Raw genomic sequence first — 17,992 nt, 5'->3', positions numbered from 1 at the left:
ATGCGTTTCCATCCCCTGACCTTGCTGGCCCCGGCCCTGGTACTCACCCAGCCGGCCGTGGCCGAGGTTTACCTCACCCCCGAACAGGCCCAGGCGGCCCTGTTTCCCGGCCAGGCGCTGACCCCCCTGCCGGTCACCCTGACGGGGGCCCAGGTCGATGCCATCGAAAGCAAAAGCGGCGTCGATGTGCGTAACAAGGCGGTCCAGGCCTGGCGAGCACCCGATGGCGCCACCTTCATCCTGGATGAGGTGCTGGGCAAGCATGAGTTCATCAGCCTGGCGGTGGCCATTTCCAAGGACGGCGCGGTCCAGGGCGTGGAAATCCTGGAGTACAAGGAAAGCTACGGCCATGAGGTGCGCGAGGCCGAATGGCTGGCGCAGTTCAAGGGCAAGACGGCGGCTGATACACTGAAGCTGGAGAAGGACGTCACCAACATCTCCGGTGCCACCCTGTCGTCCAAGCACGTCACCGACGGCGTGCACCGCTTGCTGGTCACCTGGAATGTCGCCCTCAAGCCCTAAGGCGCGGCGGGCCCGCCCCCTGCTGGGCACGGTGGTGGAGGTGCGCATCGACACCGCCACCGCGCCGCCGGGGGCCGCCATCGTGGCAGCGTTCGAGGCGGTGGCCCGGGTGCAGCGGCTGATGAGCTTCCATGGGCCCGACAGCGACCTCACGCGCCTGAACCGGATGGGCCATTGCCGGCCGGTGCCGCTGCACCCCTGGACGGTCGATGTCCTGCGCCGCGCCCAGGCGCTGCACCGGGCGACCGGCGGCCTGTTCGACCCGGCGGTGGCGCCGGCCCTGGTGGATCTGGACTTCCTGCCCATGCCGACCGCCGACCGGCCCGGGCGCGGCACCATCGCCGACCTGGTGGTCGAAGGCGGGGCGGGATTCAGCGACCGGCCCCTATGGCTGGATTTGGGGGGCATCGCCAAGGGCTATGCCGTTGATCGCGCGGTGGACGCCCTGCGTACGGCGGGCGCCACGGCGGGGGCGGTGAACGCGGGCGGCGACCTGCGTGTGTTCGGTGAGGCGCCGCAGGCGATCACGGTGCGTGATCCCGCCGACCCCGGCCGGCACTGGTCCCTGGGAGAATTCCAGGAGGCCGCCATCGCCACCAGCGCCGGCTACCACATCGCCCGCGCCACGGCGGCGGGTCCCGTCATGCCAGTCATCGACCCGCGCGACGGCCGGGCGCTGCCGGTCGGGCCCAGCGTCACCGTCGTGGCGGCCGACTGTGTCACCGCCGACGCCCTGACCAAGCCCGTCCTGCTGTCGGGTCTGGCGTCCCCACCCTGGCTGGCGGCGCTGGGCGGGCAGGCCTTATGGCTTGACGGAAAGGATACGGCATGAGTCCCCCCCTCCACACCGTGCGGGCGGCGGCGTTCGGCCTTACCCGGGGCCATCGCCAGTGGCTGCACCGCGCCATGCTGGCGGTGATGCTGACGGGCCTGCCCTGGATCATCGTGCATTACGGGCGCGCGTTCATGCGCCTCGACCGGCATGCGGCCGGTGCTGTGGAAGCATGGGCGATGAAGCTGCATGGCGCCGCGGTCATGGCGGCCCTGGTCGCCTTCGGGTCCGTCCTGCCCCATCATGTGCGCCTGGCGTGGCGCGCGCGCCGCCACCGCCGGTCAGGCGGTGGGCTGGTCGTCGCCGTGCTGACATTGGTGCTGACGGGCTATGGTCTCTATTACCTGGGGGATGAGGACTGGCGTGATTACGCCAGTTGGTGCCACCAGGTGCTGGGCGGCCTGGCGGTGGGCGCCTGCCTGGTCCACCTGCGGGCCGGCCGCCGCGCCCGGGGTTAGCCCAGGGTGATGCGCATGACGCAGCCGGGGTGGCCGTCCAGGACCTCCAGCTCAAAGCCGTGCAGTTGCGTCACGGCGGCGACCAGGCTCAGTCCCAGGCCATTGCCGGGCGCGTGGCGGGCGTGGTCGCCCCGGGTGAAGCGATGGAACATCATGTCCCGCTGGTCGGCGGGAATGCCGGGCCCGGTATCGCGCACCGACAGCTCGGGCGTGCGGCCGTTGTCCTGCGCCAAGGTCAGGGTGACGGTGCCGCCGGCCGGTGTGAACTTGATGGCGTTGTCCAGCAGGTTGCCCAAGGCCTCGAACAGCAAATCCGCGTCGCCCGTCACCGCCGCCGTGGCCCGGATGTCGGCGATGAAGGTCAGGCCCCGCGTGGTGGCCAGGGGCTCGTAAAGCTCGGCGGCCGCCATCGCCAGGGTGAAGGGCTCGACCGAGGCGAACGCCGCCCGGCGATGCCCGTCCTGGATCTCCGCGATGCGCAGCAGGGCGCGGAAGGTGGCCAGGATCTGGTCGGCGTCGGCGATGGCATCCTCCATCGCCGCCCGGTGGGCCTCGACGTCGCCGCCCCGGCGCAGGGCGCCCTCCAGCCGGGTGCGCAGGCGGGTCAGGGGGGTGCGCAGGTCGTGGGCGATGTTGTCGCCCGCCGCCTTCACGTCGGTGATCAGCCCCTCGATCTTGGCCAGCATGGCGTTGACGATGGTGGCCAGCTTGTCGAAATCGTCCCCCGATCCCCGGGTCGGCAGGCGTTGCGAAAGGTCGCCCGCCATGATGCTGGCGCTGGCGCGGTGGATGGCCTCGATCCGCCGCAGGGTGCCGAAGCTGAGCGCCAGGCCGCCGATCAGCGCCAGGCCCACGCTGCCGGCCAGGCCCGCCGCCATGGCGCGCAGGATCAGTTCCCGCACCTCACCCACCTCATCGATGCGCAGCGCCAGGACCAGGATGCCGCCGTCCGGCAGGCGGCGGGCCAGGCCCCGCGCCGGGTGACGGTGCCCGGTGGTGGGGCCGGCCCCGTGCGGCAGGTCATGCACCTGGTTGTCGATGGCGCGCAGCTCATGCGGCACCCCGTCCAGGTTGCCGGCCACCCAGTGCCCGTCGGGCGCCAGCAGGACGGTTTTCCAATAGCCCCGGCTGTCGCTGTCCACCAGGCTGTTGATGTGGGTGGTGCGTTCGCTGGCGGAGGTGTGCAGGAACTCCTCCGTCTCGCGCACCAGGGTGTCGTCCAGGCGGCTGGTCAGGAACACGCTGGCCTGCCAATAGACGAAACCCAGCACCAGTAGCACGGCGGTGATGGTCAGCACGCCGAACAGCAGGGTCATGCGGAAGGCCGTCGTGCGCGGCAGGTCCGTCAGGCGCAAGGGCGGCCGTTCAATCCGGGGCATGCAGGCGCCAGCCCCCGCCGCGCACGGTACGGATCATCGGATCCTCCATCTCTAGATCCACCTTGCGGCGCAGGCGGCCGATATGGACGTCGATGACGTTGGTGCCGGGGTCGAAGCTGTATTCCCACACCGCCTGGTACAGCATGGACCGGGTCAGCACCTGTTCCGCGTTGCGCACGAAGAATTCCAGCAGCCTGAATTCCCGGGGCGTCAGGTCCAGGGTGCGCGCCCCCCGCGTCACCCGCCGGTCCATCAGATCCATGCTCAGGGGCCCCACCTGCAACAGGGTGCCGGCCGGCTTGTCGCCCCGGCGGCGGGCCAGCGCCATCACCCGCGCCACCAGTTCAGCCAGGGCGAAGGGCTTGGTCAGGTAATCGTCGCCGCCGGCCCGCAGGCCGCGCACCTTGTCGTCCACCCCGTCCAGCGCGCTGACCACCAGCACCGGGGTGGTGACGCCCTCGCGCCGCAATTCGGCCAGCAGGCTCAGGCCGTCCAGGCCGGGCAGCATGCGGTCCAGGGTGATGGCGTCATAGGCGGTCTTGCGGGCGGCCTCCAATCCGCCGGGGCCGTCGTCGCGGCTATCGACGGTGTAGCCCTCGGCCTTCAGCGCATCCGCGATCTCCTGCGCCGTCCGCTGCTCATCCTCGATCACCAATATCCTGGGCATGGGGCCTACCTTAGACTGTCGCCCGCGTTCCCGAGGGCGTGGACGCTACGATAGCGGCACGGCCGCCCCGGGGCATCCGGGGACATTGGTCTTAACGCAAAAGTTAGCCGGGGCCGGCGGTGTCACCGGCCCCGGCGGAATACCGAGCGATCAGAAGCTGACGCGGACGGTGCCCATCACCGACCGGGGGGCGCCCGGCTGGTTGAAGTTGATGCTGGTGCCATGGCCGGACACGATGTAGCGCTCATCGGTCAGGTTGTAGACGTTGACCTGCAGGCGGACGTGTCCTTCCTCATACCAGGCCATGGCGTCGCCGGTGGCGTATGAGGGCAGGATCACGGTGTTGCCCGGGTTGGCGAAGCGGTTGCCGACGTAGTTCATGCCGGCGCCCACGCCGAAATGGTCGCCGATGGCCTTGGTCAGCCAAAGATTGCCCATGTGGCGGGGCGCCAGGGTGCCGCGCCGGCCCTCCACCGGGCGGCCGCTGTCCACCGCCACCGAGTCCGTGACCACGGAGTCCATGTAGGAATATCCGGCGATGGCCTTCCACCCTTCCGTCAGGTCCAGGGACGCGGTCAGTTCCAGGCCGTCGGTGCGCTGGGTCCCGACGGCGATCATGGTCAGGGTGGTGGGATCGGTCGCCTTGATGCCGCTGCGTTCCAGGCGGAAGAGCGAGGCGGTGGTGCTGAGCCGGCCGTCGAACCAGTCCAGCTTGGCGCCGACCTCGATGTTGTGGGTGCTTTCCGGGGCGATGTCGGCGTTGTTGGCGGCCAGGGCGAAGGATTCGCCCGACGGCTGGAACGACCGGCTCCACGACACGTAGTAGGACTGGGTGCCGGTGGGCTGCCACACCAGGCCGGCGCGGGGGCTGTAGTTGCGGTCCACGCGGGAAAGGTTGGCCTGGCCCGCCAGGTTCTGCAGCGTCCGCTGCTCGAACCGGTCGAAGCGGATGCCCACCAGCGCCTTCACCTGGTCGGTCAGGGTCAGCATGTCCTGGGCGTAGACGCCGGCGTCGTCGAACAGGCCCCGGTTGTTGGCGGTGATCGTCCCGGCGTTGCCCGGCGTCACCGTCGGCAGCACCGGGTTGAACAGCGATACCGTGCCCACGGTGCCGCGCGAGATGGTGATGGCGTCCTTGGTCTGGTGCGACAGTTCCACGCCCACCAGCAATTCGTTCTGGATGCCGGCCACGTCGAACTTCTGGTCGGCCTCCGTCTGGTTGGTCCAGCCATGCTCCATCCGGCCGACATGGGCGTGGGTCAGGGTGGCGGTCTGCGCCGCCTCGTTCACCGTGCCGACCTGGGTGCTGTTGCGGTCCAGGCTGTAGCGGTAATAGCGAAAGGCCTCGCGCAGCTTCAGGGTGTCGCTGACCTCATGCGTCAGGGTCTCGGTGGTGGAGGCCACGCGCGACCGGACGTAGTCGGCGGCCGCCGCGTTGGCGGCACCATAATAGGTGCTGGGCGACACATTGACCGGCAGGCCGTGGTAAGAGGGCACGCCGAAGTCGTTGACCCGCTTGTCGTCCAGCCAGTCGGCCTGGACCAGCAGCTTGGTCTTCTCACTCAAGTCCACCGCCACCGACGGCGCCAGGGCCTTGCGCTCCAGCATGCCTTGCGACCGGTAGCTGTCGGCGTCCTCGACAGCACCGGTCAGGCGGAAGGCGACATGGTCCTCCGGCATGGCGTGGGCCAGGTCGACCTCGCCCCGCACGTCGCCCCAGCTGCCGTAGCGCAGCGTCGCCTCCGCCAGGTCGATGCCCGGCTTCTTGGTGACGCGGTTGATCAACCCGCCGGAGGAACCGCGGCCGTACAGCACGGCGGCCGGGCCCTTGACCAGTTCCACCGACTGCACATTGGACAGGTCGCGGAAATACAGGGCGTCGTCGCGCAGGCCGTCGACGTACTGGTCTTCGATGGCGGTGAAGCCGCGGATGAAGACCTGATCGCGCTGGCCGTCGCCGGCACCCATGGCCACGCCGGGCACGTTGCGCAGGGCGTCCTGGATGGAATTCGCCCCCTGGTCGTGCAGCACCGCCAGCGGCACCACGTTGACCGTCTGCGGCACATCGCGCAGGGGCACGTCCAGGCGGGTGGCGCTGGTGGCGTTGGTGGGGTTGTAGCCGATGGCCGCCTGGCGGTTGGCGTTCACCACCACTTCCGTCGGGGGCTTGCCGTCAGCTTGCGCGCTTTCATCGGCCGCCGCGTCCGCCGCCGTGGCGGCGTGGGCGGGCAGGGCCAGCATGGCGGAGGACAGCGCGGACAGCAGCAATGCGCGCCATAACGGAGAAGTCATGGGGGAGGCTCCAACTGTTGAATTTCGTGATTATTTGGTTGGGCGATGAGTTCGCCGTTTTCTCGAAGTATCCGGAAAAGGCACCGGATAATGGCCAAGCGTCGGCAGTGCGTGCGCTAGCTCGCGCACGCCCGGGTCGGCTTGGCGTCGAAGGGTGATCAGAAGTCGTGGCTGAGCGTTGGAGTCCTGGCGTCGCAGGATCCAAATAAAGATGCGTGGGGATTTGAGGGTGTTGACCGCGTTACGGCGACTTTATAGTCGCTAGCGATTCTCAATTGCAATACAAAAATGTCAGGCCAGGCATGACCATGCCAAAGATCGAGTAATAGACGCCAGATTATTGGCACCTATACTTACAATACCTACAGGTCATCAAAACTTAGACCGGGACGATAGCCAGAGTAAACCCGGATCTACAAGTATAACGAAAAAGTTAATGGGCAGCATCCAACGCGCCGCGCCGATAAACGGGGCGGACTGGTGGTGTGAACCACGGGATGGGGCCGCGGTGGCGCCGTCAATCCCGGGATGCTTGGGTGGTGATACGCCCGCGTTTGGGAAACCCTGCATCATGATTTTGCCGCACCTCGCTAACGCAAAAGTTAGCGCCGCCCGGCTGGCGATGCGGTTATTGAGCAGGCGGCTTCCCCCTGCTGCAAGAAGGCCCGCCCCATGCCCCTCCTCCGTCACCGCCTGTCCGTTGCCGCCCTGGCCCTGATGGCCATCCTTCCCGCCGTCCCCGGCTTTGCCGCCGCCCCCTATCGCGCGGGCGCCAGCATTCCGGCGCCGGATGGGCCGTGGGATTACGCCAGCGTGGATGCCGCCGCCCGGCGGCTGTACGTGGCGCGGGGCGACGGCGTGCTGGTCCTGGACCTGGACAGCGGCCACGTGACGCCCACCCTGGTGCCGGGCCAGCGGGTGCACGCTGTCCTGCCGCTGGATGGCGGTCTGGTTCTCAGCACCAACGGCAACAGCAACACCGCGACCCTGTTCAACGCCGCCGATGGCGCAGTGCTGGCCCAGTTGCCGACGGGCGCCAAGCCGGATGCCGCGGTGCGTGCCGGCGCGCGGGTGGCGGTGATGGATGGCAAGCAGGGCGACATCACCCTGATCGACCCGGCCCGACGCGCCGTCGTCGGCCATATCGACGTGGGCGGCGCGCTGGAGTTCGCCGCCGTGGACAAGCAGGGGCGGCTCTACATCAATGTGGAGGACCGGAACGATTTGGTGGTGGTCGATCTGGCCGGGGGCACCGTCCTGGCCCGCCGGCCCTTGCCCGATTGTGACGGGCCCACCGGCCTGGCGCTTGATCCCGACGCCGGCGTGCTGGTCTCCGCCTGCGCCAGTGGGCGGGTGGTGGTCACCGCCGCCGCCGATGGCCGGGTGTTGGCCAGCCTGCCCATCGGCAAGGGCGCCGATGCCGTCATCTTCGACGCCAAGAACGACCGCTTCCTCATCCCCTGCGGCCAGGATGGCGTGCTGGTCATCCTGGGGCGGGACGGGGCGGGCGGCTTCGCCGTGACGGCCACCATCCCCACCGCCAAGGGGGCCCGCACCGGTGCCCTGGATCCGGTGACCGGCCGGGTCTATTTGCCGGTGGACACGCGCCTGCCCATGGTGGCCGGACAAGCGCCCCACAGTGAGCCGGGCAGCTTCCGACTGCTGGTGTTGAACCCTGTCGGGTAAATGAAAAAAATGTCATGTCCAATGACTAACTGAAAAGTCAATGGATGGTGGCGGGATATTCTGGCGTCTTCCCGTCTTGAATTCGTGATCTATTCACATCGAAGCCAAGACATGCCCATTCGTACTTTTCGGCTGAAGGGACTGGCCTGCCTATTGGCCGGTTCCTGTCTGGCCGGTTGCGCCGGTTACAACCCCGCCCCTTTGGCGGAGACGCCGGATCTGGCCACCAGCCTGGCCGGCATCACCGTCGATCCGGCATCGATGCCCCTGCCCGCCCTGCGGACCCATGCCGTGGATCCGGCCCGGCCGCTGGACATCGACGCCGTGGCCATGGTGGCGGTGGCCCGCAATCCGGACCTGAAGGCCGCCCGCGCCCAGCGCGGCGTGGCGAGGGCGGAGGCGTTCACCGCCGGGCTGCTGCCCAACCCGCAACTGTCGCTGGACTACGGCTTCCTGACCTCCGGTCCCGGGGTGATGGACGCCTTCACCTTCGGCCTGATGCAGGACGTCATGCCCTTCCTCACGCGGTCGTCCCGCAAGGATGCGGCGGCGGCCACCCTGCGCGGGGCGGAGCTGGACCTGCTGTGGCAGGAATGGCAGGTGGTCGCCCAGGCGCGGCTGCTGGTGGTGCGGGCCCAGGCCTTCGCCCGCCAGCGCGCGGTGCTGGAGGCCAACCGCGCCCTGTTCGCCGACCGCCATCGCATCTCCGCCGCCGCCATGGCCCGGGGCGACCAGACCCTGCCCACCGTGGTCAGCGACCTGGCGGCGCTGAACGGCGTGGAAACCCAGCTGCACGACCTGGACCAGCAGGCCTTGCGCACTGCCATGGACCTCAATGCCCTGCTGGGCCTGACGCCGTCCGCCACCCTGGCCCTGGCGCCGCTGACGGACGGTGACCTGGCCCTGCCGCCCGTCGCGGCCATCCGTGCCGACCTGCCGGCCCTGGCCGGCCGGCGGCCCGACCTGCTGGCGCTGAAGGCCGGCTACCAGACGCAGGAAGAGGCGGTGTGGCAGGCGGTGCTGGGGCAGTTCCCGGGCCTCGGCATCGGCAGCAACCGCGCCCGCGACAGCTCCAACGTCAAGACGCAGAGCCTGGCCCTGTCCATCAGCCTGCCGCTGTTCGACGACAACCAGGGCGCCATCGCCGTGCAGCGCGCCACCCGCGACCAGTTGCGCCTGACCTACCAGGCGCGGCTGGACGCCGCCGTGGCGGGGGTGGAGCAAGGCCTGGCGGTACTGGATCAGCTGGAGGCCCAGCACCGGTCCACGGTGGACAGCATCGCCGCCCTGGACGGGGCCGCGACCGACGCCGGTGCCGCCTTGCGCGCCGGCAGCCTGGACGAACGCACCTACGCCGACCTGCAAGGCGCCCTGCTGGCCCGCCGGCTGGAGGCGCTGAAGCTGGACCAGGCCGTGCAGGAACAGCGCGTGGACCTGATGACCCTGATCGGCGGCGATCTGCCGGAAACGATGCTTACGCCCAAGGAGGGCGCACAATGATCCGTTCCCCCCTGGGTATGGCCCTGGTGACCGCCGCCCTGCTGGCCGGTCCCGCCCTGGCGGCCGAGACACCGGCGGCGGCGGTCGCCGTGCAGACCGTTCCCCTGACCCGCCAGCCGGTCGCCGTCCTGGTCGGCGGTTATGGCACCGTGACGCCGGACAGCGACGCCCTGGCCAGCGTCAGCTTCCAGCGGGCGGGCCAGGTGTCCCGCGTGCTGGTGCGGCCGGGTCAGCCGGTGGCCAAGGGCACGCCCCTGGTGGACTTGGTCACCGACCCCACGGCGGCGGCCGGTTATGCCAAGGCGCAATCGGCCCTGACCTTCGCCGCCGGCGAACTGGACCGCACCCGTCGCCTGCGCGACCAGCACCTGGCCACCAATTCCCAGGTCGCGGCGGCGGAACAGGCGGAACGGGATGCGCGGGCGGCACTGGATGCCGAACGGCGCATGGGCACCGACCGCGCGGATGAAACGCTGACCGCCCCATTCGACGGGTATGTCGACAGCATCCCCGTGGCGCTGGGCGACCGCATCCAGCCGGGCGCGCCGGTGGTGCGTCTGGGCCGGGGGGCCGGCGTGCGCGTGGTGGCGGGCGTGGACCCGGCCGACATCGCCGCGGTCAAGGTGGGCCAGCCGGTGGCGGTGACGCCGCTGCTGGGCCACGCCGCCGCGCTGAGCGGCACCGTCGCCGGCATCGCCGGCATGCTGAACCCCGCCACCCGCTGGGTGGATGTCACCGTCGTCCTGGACAGCGGCGCCGGGGTCCTGCCCGGCACGCCGGCGCGCGTCGCCGTCACCACCGACCGGCACGACGGCTACGTCGTGCCCCGGCAGGCGGTGTTGAGCGACGCGGCGGGCGCCTACCTGTTCCAGCTCACGGGCGCCAAGGTCCGGCGCGTCGCGGTCGAGACCGGGGTGGACGGGCCGGCGGGCACGGAGGTGCGCGGCGATGCGCTGGACCCCGCCCAGCCGGTGGTCGCGGTCGGCAATTACGGGCTGGAAGATGGTGCTGCGGTGAGCGTCGAGGCCGGCCGATGACCGGGTTCGCCGCCTGGGTCGGCGCCCATCGCCGTTCGCTGTTGTGCCTGCTGGCCCTGCCGGTGCTGGCGGGCCTGATCCTGGCGGCCCGGCTGCCGGTCACCCTGTTCCCCACCGTCACCTTCCCCCGGGTGCGCGTCTCGCTGGAGGCGGGCGACCGGCCGGCCCAGCAGATGCTGCTGCTGGCCACCCGCCCGCTGGAACAGGCGGTGCACCGCGTGCCGGGGGTGACGGACGTCCGTTCCACCACCAGCCGGGGCAGTGCCGAACTATCGGTCACCTTCGCCTGGGGCACGGACATGACCACGGCGGAACTGCAGGTGAACGCGGCGGTGGGCCAGGTGCTGCCCACCCTGCCGGCGGGGTCGGCCGCCACCGTGCGCCGCATGGAACCCACGGTCTTCCCCATCATCGCCTACAGCCTGACCTCGGCGACGCTGTCGCCCACCCAGCTGCGCGACCTGGCGCAATACCAGTTGCGGCCCCTGCTGGCCGGGGTGGAGGGCGTGGCGGAGGTCGGCGTCACCGGCGGCACCGAGGAGGAATTCCAGGTCATTGCCGACCCGGATCGCCTGCTGGCCCACGGCCTGGCCTTCGACGATGTGGTCAAGGCGGTGGGCAACGCCAGCCTGGTGCAGGCGGTGGGCCGCATCGAGGACCATTACAAGCTGTTCCTGGTGGTGTCGGACAACAGCCTGGCCGGCCTGGACGCCCTGCGTCACGTGGTGCTGTCCAGCGGGCCCGGCGGCGTTGTGACGGTGGGCGACGTGGCCCAGGTGGTGGACGGCACCGTGCCGCAATGGACGCGGGTGACCGCCGGTGGCCGCGACGCCGTGCTGCTGAACGTCTATCAGCAGCGCGATGGCAACAGCGTGAGCATCGCCCAGGCCGTGCGCGACAGCCTGGCGGCCGCCAAGCTGCCCCCGGGCGTCACCGTCAGCAACTGGTACGACCAGAGCCAGCTGGTGCTGGCCTCGGCCGGCAGCGTGCGCGACGCCGTGCTGATCGGCATCGTGCTGGCGGCCCTGGTGCTGTGGCTGTTCCTGCGCGACGTGCGCATCACCCTGATCGCCGTGCTGGTGGTGCCGGCGGCGCTGGCCGCCACCGTGGTGCTGCTCAGCCTGCTGCACCTCAGCTTCAACATCATGACCCTGGGCGGCATGGCGGCGGCAGTGGGCCTGATCATCGACGACGCCATCGTCATGGTGGAACACATTGTCCGCCGCCTGCGCGAGGGGCATGGCCAAACGGAGGGCGGCGTCCTGGCCGCCGCCCGCGAATTCACCCGGCCGCTGGCGGGATCCAGCGCCGCCACCCTGGTCATCTTCGTGCCGCTGGCCTTCCTGAGCGGTGTCACCGGCGCCTTTTTCCAGGCGCTGTCGCTGACCATGGCGTCGGGCCTGGCGTTCTCCTTCATCATCACTTGGCTGGCGGTGCCGCTGGCGGTGGAGCGGCTGGTCGATATCCACCGGCCGCACGCCGTGCCCCGGGCGCTGGCCTGGGTGGACGCGCGCTACGCCCGCCTGTCGGTCCGGCTGCTGGCCCGGCCCTGGCTGGCGGTGGCGGCCCTGCTGCCCCTGCTGCTGCTGGGCGGCCTGGCCTATCGGGCGGTGGGCACCGGTTTCATGCCGGCGGTGGACGAGGGCGGCTTCATCCTGGACTACCGCAGCGCGCCCGGCACCGCCCTGTCGGAAACCGACCGCGAACTGGCGCAGGTGGACGCCATCCTCAAGGCCACACCGGAGGTGGAGACCTGGTCGCGGCGCATCGGCGCCGGCCTGGGTGGCGATTTGAACGAGGCCAACAAGGGCGACTATTTCGTGCGCCTGAAATCCGGCAGCCGCCGCCCCATCGATGATGTCATCACCGATGTCCGCACCCGCATCGCCCAGCGCGTGCCGGATCTGGAGGTGGAGATCGCGCAGCTGATGGAGGATCTGATCGGCGACCTGACGGCGGTGCCGCAGCCCATCGAGGTCAAGATCTTCGGCGACGATCCCGCCACCCTGCTGCCCACCGCCCGCGCCGTGGCGGCGGCCCTGGCCGGGGTGGACGGCGTGGTCGACATCAAGGACGGCATCAACCCGGCGGGCGATGCCCTGGACATCCGGGTGGACGGCGCCAAAGCGGCGCTGGAGGGCATGGACGTGGCCGGCGTCACCAGCCAGGCCATGGCCTGGTTGCAGGGCACCGTGGCCGCCCAGGTTCCCACGCCCATCAAGCAGATCGGCGTGCGGGTCTGGGTGCCGGCCGCCGTGCGCACCACCGACACCGACATCGCCAACCTGCGCCTGCGGGCGCCCGACGGTCACATGTTCCCCCTGAAGCGCGTGGCCACCGTCGTGCCCGTGAGTGGTGAGCCGGAGATCGGGCAGGAGAACCTGCAGGGCATGGTGGCCGTCACCGCCCGGATCGAGGGGCGGGACATGGGCTCCGTCGCTGCCGACGTGACGGCCCTGCTGGATGGCCGCCACCTGGTGCCGGCGCCGATGCGTTATGAACTGGGCGGCCTGTACCAGCAGCAGCGCATCGCCTTCCAGGGCCTGATGACGGTGTTCGGGGCGGCCGTGGCCGCCGTGTTCGTCCTGCTGCTGTTCCTGTACGAAAGCTTCGTCACCGCCGCCGTCATCCTGGCCATGCCCCTGCTGGCGGCGGGGGCGGTGTTCATCGGCCTGTGGCTGACGGGGACGGAACTGAACATCACCGCCATGATGGGCATGACCATGGTCATCGGCATCGTGACGGAGGTCGCGATCTTCTTCTTCTCGGAATTCGAGGGGTTGCCGGCGGACATGGCGCTGGCCGAGCGGCTGTCGCAGGCGGGGCGCAACCGCTTCCGTCCCATCGCCATGACCACCCTGGCCGCCATGCTGACCCTGCTGCCCCTGGCCTTCGGGTTGGGCGAAGGGGCGGGCATGCAGCAGCCCCTGGCCATCGCCATCCTTTCGGGCCTGGCGGTGCAGCTGCCGCTGGTGCTGCTGGTCATGCCGTCGCTGTACGCCCTGCTGGGGCGGCGATGAGGGGTGGACCACAATACGGCGATCCGCCAAGCCTCGTCTATCGGCCTGATATGCATGTTCTTGCGAACGCGCGTACGAATACGAGTATAAATTTTCCGTTAGTTTTGGTAACCGTGTATTGATGTTGATTTTCAAAGTAAATATCAAACGCAGCCCTTTACAAGGGGCAGGCAGTGCGACATAAGGTGCAAATGAATTTCATTTGCACTGGATGGATCATGCGTCGCCCCGGCTTCGCAGCGTTGCTTGCTGCCCCGCTTTTCGTCACCAACGTCGTTTCCCAGGACGCCCACGCCCAGGAGGCGCAGCCTCAGGCGGCCCAGGCCCCGGAAAGCCAGGCGGCATCGCCCGAGACCTCGGACACGGTCAACGTCTATGCCAACGCCGACAAGGGGCTGGTGGCCCAGCGCGTCGGTGTCGGCGCGTTCCGTGACCAGTCCATCATGGACGTGCCGGCGACGGTGAACGTGGCGACGCGCGACCTGATGGACGCGCAGGCGACGGTCAGCCTCTACGACGTGCTGCGCAACGCGCCGGGTGTCACCAAGCAGCAGCTGGGCGGCGACACCATCGACAACCTGGCCATCCGCGGCGTCATCCTGGACAACCGCAGCAACTTCCGCCTCAACGGCTCCCTGCCCGTCCTGAACCTCATGCAGTTGCCGCTGGAGGACAAGGAACGGGTGGAGGTGCTGAAGGGCGTCTCGGCCCTGTATTACGGCTATACCGCCCCGGGCGGTGTGGTGAACCTGGTGACCAAACGCGCGGGCGACAAGCCCGTGACCTCCTTCGGCCTGTCCACCAGCGACAATGGCGGCCTGATCGGCACGGTCGATGTCGGCCGGCGCTTCGGCGACCATGACCAGTACGGCCTGCGCGTCAACCTGGCGGGCGGCGACACGGAATCCCCCATCGCCGGCATCAACGGCGAACGCAAGATGGCCAGCGGCGCGTTCGACTGGCGCGCCACCGACCGCCTCAACATCCGGCTGGACGGCGAATACTTCCAGCGCACGGTGGGTGAGCAGAGCGTGGTGACCTTGCCGGCGGCCAAGAACGGCACGATCACCCTGCCCAGCCTGCCCGATCCGTCCAAGCGCCTGTCGCCGGGCTGGGCGGATTTCGTGGCCCACGGCAACAACCTGCTGGCCCATGTCGATTACGCCGTCGCCGACAACTGGATCGCCACGGTTGAGGCCGGCCAGGCCCGCCTGACCCGCGACGCCCGCGCGTTCACCGAGGTGAAGAACTACAACATGACCACCGGCCAGGGCACCCTCACCGGCAACCGCCAGGAAAACGTCAGCTGGGTGAACAAGAACGTCCGCGCCGAACTGTTCGGCACCTTCGCCACCGGCCCGGTGGGCCATGAACTGACGGTGGGGGCGGCGCAGACGCAATCGGACCAGAGCCCGACCTACACCGCCCAGTTCAGCGGCGCGCAGAACCTGTTCAACCCCATCAGCCTGCCGTGGCTGCCGACGACCAGCACCACCTACACCGCCCCCCTGACCGCCACCGACAAAGGCGTCTACGCGACCGACCGCATCAGCTTCCTGGAAAACTGGCAGGCCATCGTCGGCGGGCGCTACACCAACTATGTCAGCGACCAGGGCACCAACCACTACACGGCGAGCAAGACCACGCCGCTGCTGGCCCTGATCTACAAATTCACGCCGTCCCTGATGGCCTACGCCTCGTACGCGACGGGCATCGAGCAGGGCGACCGCGCGCCCAACACCGCCGTCAACGTCAATGAGGCGCTGGCGCCCACCATTTCCAAGCAAAAGGAAGCGGGCCTGCGCTGGGAAGCGACGTCCACCACCCTGTTCTCCGTCGCGGCCTTCGACATCCAGCGCGGCGCCAGCTACGTCAACAGCGCCAACGTGTTCGTCGGCGGCGGGACCGAGCGCTACCGCGGGTTCGAGGCCAGCGCCCAGGGCCAGATCGACGACAATTGGTCGGTGCAGCTGTCCGGCCAGTACCTGCACGCCCGGTTCGAGGACATCACCGCCGATCTGCTGGGCAAGACGCCGGAGAACACGCCCACCTACACCGGCAGCCTGTTCGTCGCCTACGCCGTGCCCATCGTGTCCGGCCTGTCGCTGAACGGCGGCGTGCACTACACCGGCAGCCGCCCGGTGAACGACGCCAACCAGGGCACCGTGCCCGGCTTCACCACGCTGGACCTGGGCGCACAGTACCGGACGACGATCAATCACACGGCCGTCACCTGGCAGCTGAACGTCGATAACGTCACCGATCTCCGCTACTGGGCGGCCGCCGGCAACAACCGCCTGGCGGAGGGCCTGCCCCGCACCGCCAAGTTCAGCGTCCGCGTGGACCTCTGAGGACAAGACCCCATGTTTCATCGTTTCCGCATCATCACCGTCGCGGCCCTGGCCCTGCTGTTCTGCGCGCTGGGCCTGGGCGGCGCTTTCGCCGCCACCGGCAAGGTGCTGCTGGTCGTCCGCAAGGACGGCAAGAGCATCGAGACCGACCAGGCCGTGCAAAAGCACCTGGAGTCCTTAGGGTTCACCGTGACGCTGTACGACCAATACGCGCCGGCCAGTGCTGCCGACGGCATGGACCTGGTGGTGCTGTCGTCCAGCGTGCGCTCACGCGATCTGCTGGGCGCCTACCGCAACGTGACCGTCCCGCTGGTCACCTGGGAAAGCGACCTGCTGGACGACATGGGCATGAGCGGCAAGCGGCCCGAGACCGATTTCGGCAAGACCGACAAGCAGCACGCGCTCTGGCTGGTCAACGCCCCGCACCCGCTGGAAGCCGGCCTGCCGGCCGGCATCGTGAACGTCTACGCCAAGAACGCGCCCATGAACTGGGGCAAGCCGGGCCTGGGGGCGACCATCATCGCCACCTTGGCCGGCGAGCCCGAGAAGGTGGCCATCTTCGGGTATGAGAAGGGTGCGACCATGGATTACGAGAGCATCGCCCCGGCCCGCCGGGTGATGATCTTCCTGGACAACGACACCTTCGGCAACCTGACGCCCGAAGGGCTGCGCCTGTTCGACGCCGCCGTCACCTGGGCGCGCGGAGAACGCTGAATTGGCCTGCCGACGCGGGAAGCCCCGCGTCGGCACTGGTCCTCCCGTTCGAACGGACCACCAATTTGGCCAGCGCCGGCTTGCGGTATCCGGATGCCTATACCAGGCGGGCCAATATCCGGTCGCGCAGGTCCGCCGACACCCCCAGCCCCTGGTCCAGGTAGCCATCCACCGACCCGTGGCGCCGTGTGATCGCCTGAAAAGCGGCATCCAGGAAATCGGGCCGCACCTCCATCACCACGCGCACCGCCGCCTCCGTCGGGACGACGCTGCCGTGGGCGGCGGCCAGGGATGCCGTGACCTCCGCGCTATGGACGTCGAAGGGCCAGTGCCGGTTGGTCGCCAGATAGTCGGCCAGGATGTCGTCACGATGGACACCCAGCAGATGATGGGTCAGGGCGATCAGCAGGCCCGTCCGGTCCTTGCCGCCGGTGCAGTGCACCAGCAGGGCACCATCGCCGGCGCCCAGTGCCTGGAAGTAGCGGGAAAACAGGTCGACATGGCGCACTTCAAAGGCGGCACCGGCGTAAAAGCGGCGGATGTAATCCTCCAGCGTCGCCGCACTCAGGTCGCTGTCGCGCAGGAAACCCGGCCAGGGGTCGATGTCGCCGCCGGCATCGCTGGTGATGGCCTCCAGCGCTTCGGCCCAGGGCCCGGTGGGATGGCGTCGCCTCTCATCCGGCCACCGCAGGTCGACGATGGTGGACACACCCAGTTCCCGCAAGGTGGCGACATCCGCCGCCGTGGCCTGCGCCGGCCGGCCGGACCGGTACAGCACGCCCCGCCGCAGCGGCACGCCGTGGCCGGTGGCGTAACCGCCAGCGTCGCGGAAATTGGGCACACCCGACAGCATCCAATCCTCCGTCACGAGAAAAAGCGGTTGCGCGGCACCGGCAGGCCCAGCGTATCGCGCAAGGTGCGGCCGGGATAGTCCCGGCGGAACAGGCCGCGCCGTTGCAGTTCCGGCACCACCAGGGTCACGAAATCCTCGATCCCAGCGGGGGCGGAGGGGAACATGATGGTGAAGCCGTCGGCGGCCCCCGTGGTCACCCATTCCTCAAAATCGTCGGCGATGCTCTCGGGCGTGCCGACCAGCACGCGGTGCCCGCCGGCGGTGAACCGGGTGTACAGGTCACGCACCGTGGGGCGTTCCCGCCGGATCCAATCCACCATCAGGCACTGGCGGCTTTTGTGGCTGTTGGTCTCCGCGATCTCATCGGGCAGTTGGATGGGCTCATCAAACGGCAGGATGGAAAGGTCCACGCCCAGGCTGGCGTATTGGGACAGGCCGCGCAGGGTGGCGGCGCGGTCGCGGCTGCAAGCGGCCGTGCTCATCCCGCACGCCGGGGCCCACGGCCACCACCTCGCCCTCCTGGGGCTTTTCCTTGACGGTGTCGGGGATGATGATCCCGCCCTTGGTCTTTTCTTCCTGGTCCAGGCGCCGGACGAGGACGCGGTCATGCAGGGGACGGAACGACATGGAATGGGTTCTCCGTAACGGGTGGTACGGGGCAACCCTAGAAATTCACACCGC

General features: G+C 69.2%; 14 protein-coding genes and 1 pseudogene. 9 read left to right on the top strand and 6 right to left on the bottom strand.

All coding sequences use genetic code 11. The features are described from left to right. From PW843_11070 to PW843_11060, 3 genes are read left to right on the top strand one after another with little or no spacing between them, the layout of a single operon-like run. Entirely contained in the window at positions 1-522 is a 522-nt protein-coding gene (locus PW843_11070) for an FMN-binding protein (protein ID MDE1147145.1), read from the top strand. Next, positions 503-1,354, top strand: coding sequence for an FAD:protein FMN transferase (locus PW843_11065; GenBank protein ID MDE1147144.1), 852 nt, complete (start codon positions 503-505; stop codon positions 1,352-1,354). Before PW843_11070 ends, PW843_11065 begins: the two co-directional genes overlap by 20 nt. Further along, the gene (locus PW843_11060; GenBank protein MDE1147143.1) at positions 1,351-1,812 is read left to right on the top strand and encodes a hypothetical protein; all 462 of its coding nucleotides are present in this window, start codon (positions 1,351-1,353) and stop codon (positions 1,810-1,812) included. Before PW843_11065 ends, PW843_11060 begins: the two co-directional genes overlap by 4 nt. On the opposite strand, the gene PW843_11055 is transcribed toward PW843_11060, so the two are convergent. The 3 genes from PW843_11055 to PW843_11045 form a co-directional block, all read right to left on the bottom strand. Then, positions 1,809-3,191 carry an ATP-binding protein gene (locus tag PW843_11055; GenBank protein MDE1147142.1) on the bottom strand — a complete coding sequence of 461 codons (1,383 nt, stop codon included), beginning with the start codon at positions 3,189-3,191 and terminating at the stop codon, positions 1,809-1,811. The genes PW843_11060 and PW843_11055 overlap by 4 nt on opposite strands. Then, positions 3,178-3,858 carry a response regulator transcription factor gene (locus PW843_11050; protein MDE1147141.1) on the bottom strand — a complete coding sequence of 227 codons (681 nt, stop codon included), beginning with the start codon at positions 3,856-3,858 and terminating at the stop codon, positions 3,178-3,180. Before PW843_11050 ends, PW843_11055 begins: the two co-directional genes overlap by 14 nt. 150 nt (positions 3,859-4,008) lie before the next feature. Then, the gene (locus PW843_11045) at positions 4,009-6,150 is read right to left on the bottom strand and encodes a TonB-dependent siderophore receptor (GenBank protein ID MDE1147140.1); all 2,142 of its coding nucleotides are present in this window, start codon (positions 6,148-6,150) and stop codon (positions 4,009-4,011) included. 672 nt (positions 6,151-6,822) lie between these two features. Here PW843_11045 and PW843_11040 point away from each other — a divergent pair. The 6 genes from PW843_11040 to PW843_11015 all read left to right on the top strand — a co-directional run bounded on the left by PW843_11040 (position 6,823) and on the right by PW843_11015 (position 16,458). Beyond that, positions 6,823-7,836 carry a hypothetical protein gene (locus PW843_11040; protein ID MDE1147139.1) on the top strand — a complete coding sequence of 338 codons (1,014 nt, stop codon included), beginning with the start codon at positions 6,823-6,825 and terminating at the stop codon, positions 7,834-7,836. A 111-nt stretch (positions 7,837-7,947) separates the two neighbouring features. Then, the gene (locus tag PW843_11035; protein ID MDE1147138.1) at positions 7,948-9,336 is read left to right on the top strand and encodes a TolC family protein; all 1,389 of its coding nucleotides are present in this window, start codon (positions 7,948-7,950) and stop codon (positions 9,334-9,336) included. Next, positions 9,333-10,373, top strand: a complete 1,041-nt coding sequence (locus PW843_11030) for an efflux RND transporter periplasmic adaptor subunit (GenBank protein MDE1147137.1) — start codon at positions 9,333-9,335, stop codon at positions 10,371-10,373. Before PW843_11035 ends, PW843_11030 begins: the two co-directional genes overlap by 4 nt. Further along, positions 10,370-13,393: an efflux RND transporter permease subunit gene (locus tag PW843_11025; GenBank protein MDE1147136.1), complete on the top strand. Its 3,024-nt coding sequence runs from the start codon at positions 10,370-10,372 to the stop codon at positions 13,391-13,393. Before PW843_11030 ends, PW843_11025 begins: the two co-directional genes overlap by 4 nt. A gap of 218 nt (positions 13,394-13,611) precedes the next feature. Next, the gene (locus PW843_11020) at positions 13,612-15,744 is read left to right on the top strand and encodes a TonB-dependent receptor (GenBank protein MDE1147135.1); all 2,133 of its coding nucleotides are present in this window, start codon (positions 13,612-13,614) and stop codon (positions 15,742-15,744) included. 12 nt (positions 15,745-15,756) lie between these two features. Beyond that, on the top strand, positions 15,757-16,458 hold the full coding sequence (locus PW843_11015) for a hypothetical protein (protein MDE1147134.1): 702 nt from the start codon (positions 15,757-15,759) through the stop codon (positions 16,456-16,458). A 97-nt stretch (positions 16,459-16,555) separates the two neighbouring features. On the opposite strand, the gene PW843_11010 is transcribed toward PW843_11015, so the two are convergent. The 3 genes and pseudogenes from PW843_11010 to PW843_11000 form a co-directional block, all read right to left on the bottom strand. After that, entirely contained in the window at positions 16,556-17,311 is a 756-nt protein-coding gene (locus tag PW843_11010; protein ID MDE1147133.1) for a tyrosine-protein phosphatase, read from the bottom strand. A gap of 11 nt (positions 17,312-17,322) precedes the next feature. Next, complete coding sequence (locus PW843_11005) at positions 17,323-17,793, bottom strand: xenobiotic (desulfurization)monooxygenase subunit A, NtaA/SnaA/SoxA/DszA family protein (GenBank protein ID MDE1147132.1); 471 nt, start codon at positions 17,791-17,793, stop codon at positions 17,323-17,325. After that, positions 17,777-17,938: pseudogene (locus PW843_11000) on the bottom strand (co-chaperone GroES). The gene PW843_11005 and the pseudogene PW843_11000 overlap by 17 nt, the downstream one beginning before the upstream one ends. Positions 17,939-17,992: the final 54 nt, after the last annotated feature.

The organism is Azospirillaceae bacterium (genome assembly GCA_028283825.1).
In the GTDB taxonomy this organism is placed as follows: domain Bacteria; phylum Pseudomonadota; class Alphaproteobacteria; order Azospirillales; family Azospirillaceae; genus Nitrospirillum.
The sequence above is the reverse complement of the archived record's forward strand: the minus strand, read 5'-3'. Positions and strand labels throughout refer to the sequence as shown.